The organism is Nonomuraea diastatica (genome assembly GCF_004349015.1).
Taxonomy (GTDB): domain Bacteria; phylum Actinomycetota; class Actinomycetes; order Streptosporangiales; family Streptosporangiaceae; genus Nonomuraea; species Nonomuraea diastatica.
Genome location: NZ_SMKP01000337.1, coordinates 1 through 4,949 on the forward strand (window position 1 = coordinate 1; position 4,949 = coordinate 4,949).

At 67.6% G+C, this 4,949-nt stretch carries 5 protein-coding genes; 2 read left to right on the top strand and 3 right to left on the bottom strand.

Features of this window, described 5'->3' with window-relative positions; genetic code table 11:
• Positions 1 to 194: hypothetical protein (locus E1294_RS55325; protein ID WP_220448429.1), on the bottom strand; the 194-nt coding region annotated here is incomplete at its 3' end.
• 292 nt (positions 195 to 486) lie between these two features.
• On the opposite strand from E1294_RS55325, the gene E1294_RS51000 reads away from it, so the two are divergent.
• Positions 487 to 2,016 (top strand): carboxylesterase/lipase family protein, encoded by a 1,530-nt coding sequence (locus tag E1294_RS51000; RefSeq protein WP_165977966.1) that lies wholly within the window; start codon positions 487 to 489, stop codon positions 2,014 to 2,016.
• Between the two features lie 46 nt (positions 2,017 to 2,062).
• Here the strand turns inward: E1294_RS51000 and E1294_RS51005 are convergent, their stop codons facing one another.
• Positions 2,063 to 2,719, bottom strand: coding sequence for a response regulator (locus E1294_RS51005; RefSeq protein ID WP_132520285.1), 657 nt, complete (start codon positions 2,717 to 2,719; stop codon positions 2,063 to 2,065).
• On the bottom strand, positions 2,716 to 3,855 hold the full coding sequence (locus E1294_RS51010; RefSeq protein WP_132520288.1) for a sensor histidine kinase: 1,140 nt from the start codon (positions 3,853 to 3,855) through the stop codon (positions 2,716 to 2,718). The genes E1294_RS51005 and E1294_RS51010 overlap by 4 nt, the downstream gene beginning before the upstream one ends.
• A 184-nt stretch (positions 3,856 to 4,039) precedes the next feature.
• Between E1294_RS51010 and E1294_RS51015 the strand changes: the two genes are divergently transcribed.
• On the top strand, positions 4,040 to 4,441 hold the full coding sequence (locus tag E1294_RS51015; protein ID WP_165977967.1) for a hypothetical protein: 402 nt from the start codon (positions 4,040 to 4,042) through the stop codon (positions 4,439 to 4,441).
• Positions 4,442 to 4,949 lie beyond the last annotated feature (508 nt).

Genomic DNA, 4,949 nt, shown 5'->3' on the forward strand with positions numbered 1-4,949 from the left:
ACCGGGGTCGGCCGGTCGCCCTGATCCTTGTACAGCAGCGTGGCGGCGAACTTGTATTCCTCAGTAGCCGGGCTTCCGCCAATGAGCTGAGGATTGTAGCCGGGATCGTCCGCCAAAGCGCTCCCAGAGCCGGCCAGTATCAAGAGTGCCGTCGCCGCGAGTGCGACGACCCCACTGAACAGTCTCTTTGTCATCTCGTCCCTTGTTCAAGCTTGACGCGGCCAGTCAGGCGCGCCGGATGGGAAGCCTACGAGGTGGTCGATTTCATGTGGGCTTCATCGGTCAGCGGGTGGTGTTCGCCCGGCCCCGATCCCGGGGGGCCGGGGCCAGTGGGGCCGGGCAGGTGCACGCGCGAAACGCCGCGACCGCGCGTAAGACCGGCAACGGAATAGCGCTCCACTACGCAGCGACGCGTAGATGCCGGATACGGCTGTGGAGGGAAGACACGGGCGGCATGTCACGATGAGTGTGAGGGGCATGTTGAGAATGCGCCTCCTCAAGACGGCGACGATCGCGTCAATCCTGATAGCCGGCCTGACCGCACCCGCCCATGCCGATGACGCGGTGGTGCAGACCACCGACGGCCCAGTACGCGGGAAGGTCACCGCTGACTCCCGCCTGTTCCAGGGAATCCCTTACGCCGCCCCACCGGTGGGTGCGTTGCGCTGGCGCGCCCCCGCCCCTGTCACCCCGTGGACCGCGGTTCGAGAGGCCACCAAACCGGGCTCGGCGTGCCCCAGGCGAGAGTCACCCAACGAGCCGCGGCAGGGCAGTGAGGACTGCCTGTATCTCAATGTGGCGACGCCGGCCGCGGCCTCGTCCCGGCGCTTGCCGGTGATGGTGTTCGTCCACGGCGGCGGTTTCACCAGCGGCAGCGGCGGAATGTACGACGCGACGCGCGTGGTCAAGCGCGGTCAGGTCATCGTCGTGAGCATGGAGTATCGGCTCGGCGCGCTGGGCTTCCTCGCCCATCCGGGACTGCGCGAGCCGTATGGCGGCAACTTCGGTATCGCCGACCAGCAGGCGGCGCTCCGCTGGGTACGCGCCAACATCGACCGGTTCGGCGGCGATCCGCAGAACGTGACCCTGTGGGGTCAGTCGGCAGGTGCTGTCAGCACCTGCGCCCAGTTGGCCGCTACCGGCGCGAAGGGCCTCTTCCATAAGGCGATCGTTCAGAGCGGCCCGTGCGGGAACGCACTGCTCACCAGGAAGGTGGCCGAGCGCCGAGGCCTGGCCACGGCGCGCCGACTGGGCTGCCCGGATCCGCGGACCGCCGCCACCTGCCTGCGCGCCAAGCCGCTGGACAATCTGGTCGGCCTGTACGAGGAGCAGGTCGCTTCGATCGAGCCCCGGCGCGCCGCGATGCCGTGGGGGCCTGTGGCGGACACTCCCGCCATCCCTGTCCAGCCGGTGAAGGCGCTGCGGACTTCATCGGTCCCCATGATCCAGGGCGGGACTCGGGACGAGATGACCGTCGTGGTGGCTCGTCGCCACGCCAGGATGACCGTGGCGGAGTATCAGCGAACGGTTAAGGAACTGTTCGGGGTCCGACGCGGCAAGCGGGTGCTGCAGCAATATCCGGCGGATCGATATGCCAGCCCGGCGTGGGCGCTGGCGACGTTGCTCGGCGATCACGGGGGCAAGAGCGGCGCATGCTCCCAGTTGCCCGCCAACGACGCGGCGGCCCGAAAGGCCCAGGTCTTCGGTTACGAGTTCGCCGAGCCGGTGAAGGGGGCGGCCATCAACGGCATGCCCCTCGGCGTACCGCACGGCGCGGACGTGCCCTATCTGCTCGACAGCCTCGATCCGGACCGACCGTCCGCGCCTCCGTCGCCCTTGCGTGACAGGATGGTCGACTACTGGACGAGCTTCGCCAAGTCCGGCATGCCGGGATCCGACTGGCCCGTGTACAAGCCTGCGACGGTGCTGTCCATCGACGCCCAAAGCGTCAAGCAGATCGACTTGTCCGCGGCGCATCACTGCGACTTCTGGAAGCGGCTCGACGGCGACTCCTGACCCGCGCTGACCTGCTCCAATCCCTCGCCTGGGCCCGCCGGTGTGCCTACATCGGCGGGCCCAGGCCGGACTGTACGGCGAACACCACCAGTTGCGCCCGGTCGCGGGCCTTCAGCTTGAGCATCGCCCGGCTGACGTGGGTTCGAACGGTTTCGGCGCTGACCACCAGTTGGGTCGCGATCTCGTCGTTCGACAGGCCGGCGGCCACCCAGGCCACCACCTCGCGTTCGCGCGCCGTGAGATCCTTGATACCCGGGTGCGCGATCATGGCGGAAACGCGGCGGGTGAATTGGGAGATCACGCTGCGGGTGACCCCTGGCGACAGCAGCGACTCCCCTCGTGCCACCACACGGACCGCGCGTAGCAACTCCTCAGGGTCGGCGTCTTTGAGTATGAATCCGCTGGCACCGTCCCGCAGAGCCGCGAAAACGTATTCATCCAGCCCGAACGTGGTCAGCATGACCACTCGGACCGACGCCAGCGCCTGATCGCCAGTGATCTCCCGCAGTGTTGCGAGGCCGTCCATCTCCGGCATCCTGATGTCCAGCAGGACCACGTCCGGCGCGGTGTCGCGAATCACCGCCAGCCCGGAACGACCGTCGGCGGCCTCGCCGACCAATTTCGTGTCCGGCTCGGAGCGCAACAGCGTCCGCACCCCGACACGGATCAAAGCTTGATCGTCCACGACCACGACGCGGATCATGTCGTCGCCTCCACCGGCATCTGGGCCCGAACGGCGAAACCCCCGCCGGAACGAGGACCCGCTTCCAGCTTTCCGCCGAGTGTCTCGACCTGCGCTCGCATGCCCCGGATTCCCAGGCCTTCCTCTGGAACCGACAGCGTGCCGGTACCTGTGTCGGTGACCTCGACCAGGAGTTCGGACCCGTCGCGGCACACCAGGACACGAGTGGTCGCCGCACCGGCGTGGCGCAGCACATTCGTCAGCGCCTCCCGCACGATCCGGAACGCCGCCGCGTCCACTGGCCTGGCCAGGCCGAGGTTTGGCTGTACCTCCACAGTCACCTCGATCCCGGCTGCCCGGACGCGGTCTGCCAACGCATCCAGGTCATCCAGGCCAGGTGCCGGCGCATGCGGCGCTGACCCGTCTCCGCGTAGCCGTTCCAGTTCCTCGCGCAAGTTGTCCAAAGCCTCACGGCTAGTAGTACGCACCGCCTCCATGGCGTGGCGTGCTTCGGCCGGATCGCGATCGAACACGTGCAACGCCACCCCAGCCTGCATCGCGATGGCCGCCAGCCCGTGACCGATGGTGTCATGTAAATCCTGCGCCATCCGCAACCGTTCCTCGGAGGCCACCCGCCGCGCGTGCTCGCTACGCAGCCCATCCGCGGCCTCCCGCCGCACTCGTACGCTGATCCCGACCGCCAGCGTGACCAAGGCGACCGCAGCCCAGATGGACACGTCAGCGGCCATGGACGAAGATTCGCCGGCCGCTGGAGCGGTCTTGGCGAACAGCGCCACCACCTGCACGCCGAAGTCCGCCGCGACGACAGTCGTCGCCCGGCCGATCGGCCACGCAGCTGCCACACCGAAGACCGCGACGGGGAGCGTCAACAGGATCGGGCCGAACGGGTATCCCGCCGCCAGATACGCCGCCGCTGCGGCACCGTTAACCGTCAGTGCCGTACCCGGCCGACGCCGTACCGCCAGCGCAAGTGCTGCGGCCACCACAAGGGCGTAAGCGAGCGGGTCCAGCGGACGAGCCGCTTCCGGCTGGAACGTGGCCGCTGGCCCTGTGCCGATCAAACCGACCGCCAGAAGCGGCAAGCACGGCCATGCCTCGACCGACCAGCCCTGCGCCCGTTTCCAGACATCCCTCACGTTCACGACCATAGCGCTGGGAGGACACCGCACGCCGTACGCAGCCTTGCGTACACGTGAAAGCCGCTGCCATGGGGATGACCTGGTCGAAACTTCCCGCCCATAGTGAGCACCTCAGCTCTCACGAAAGGACGAGGTCATGAATGTCAGGCTCTCAGGCGTCCGTCTGGCCACCGTGGGCGGGTTGATCACCGGCGCGGCCGGCATGGTCATCCAAGGAGTTTCGGGGGTCCCGATGCCGATCGTTCCCCCGGGTCTGGTTCTCCTGGTCGGATCAGCCCTGCTGATCGCCTTCACCGGCTGGCGCTGGACGCCTGCGCTCGGCGCACTGGTAGGACTAGCCGAAGCCGCAGCCATCGGTATCGGCCAGCTGGACACCCTGGCCGACCCGTCCGCACTAGGGATCTTCCTCGGCACCTGGATCAGAACCCTCGGCATCGTGATGGCCATCACCGCCGGTGTGCCGGCCACTGTGATCGCGTATCGCCGCGCAAGGGGCAGGCGTCCCGCAGACGAACTCGGCAACGGAGCTTCCCGGCACACTGCAGGTGGCGGCCGGCGGTCAACGACTTTCCGCGGCCGTTAGAGGATCGCGGACTGGCCGCCGGTGGTTCACTGTCCGGGTACGCAATTCGAGCCGCCCCGGCACCAGCGGTCGCCCGGCACATCTCGGGACGTGCCTTCGAGCATCATCTCAGGATTTTCGATTGCCCTCTTCCCTTCCAGGTGTCCGATCGATATGCCCGGCACGCGGTCGACCATGTTCCCCACGATGGGCGCGTCCGCTCTGAACTGCCACTCCGTCCAGCTGTCGCCTGGACGACCGGGATACGGCGCTGCTATCGTCCATCCACCCACGACCCGGTCCACCGTAACGGTGGACCGGGCGTACACGGCCGCGTGTCCCCCGCCCCTCCGAGGCCTGCTGATGCAATAGAGGTCAGCCCGGATTTCTCGGCTATCGACCCTAGGCTCGGCCAGGTCGACCGATTTGCAGCTGCCCGGCGACCGTTTCGCTATATAGTTCCGGTGCGTGCGTCTCCCTCGGAAGCTATTCAGATACCGAGGAGACGAGCAACAGGCGTCATCTCCGA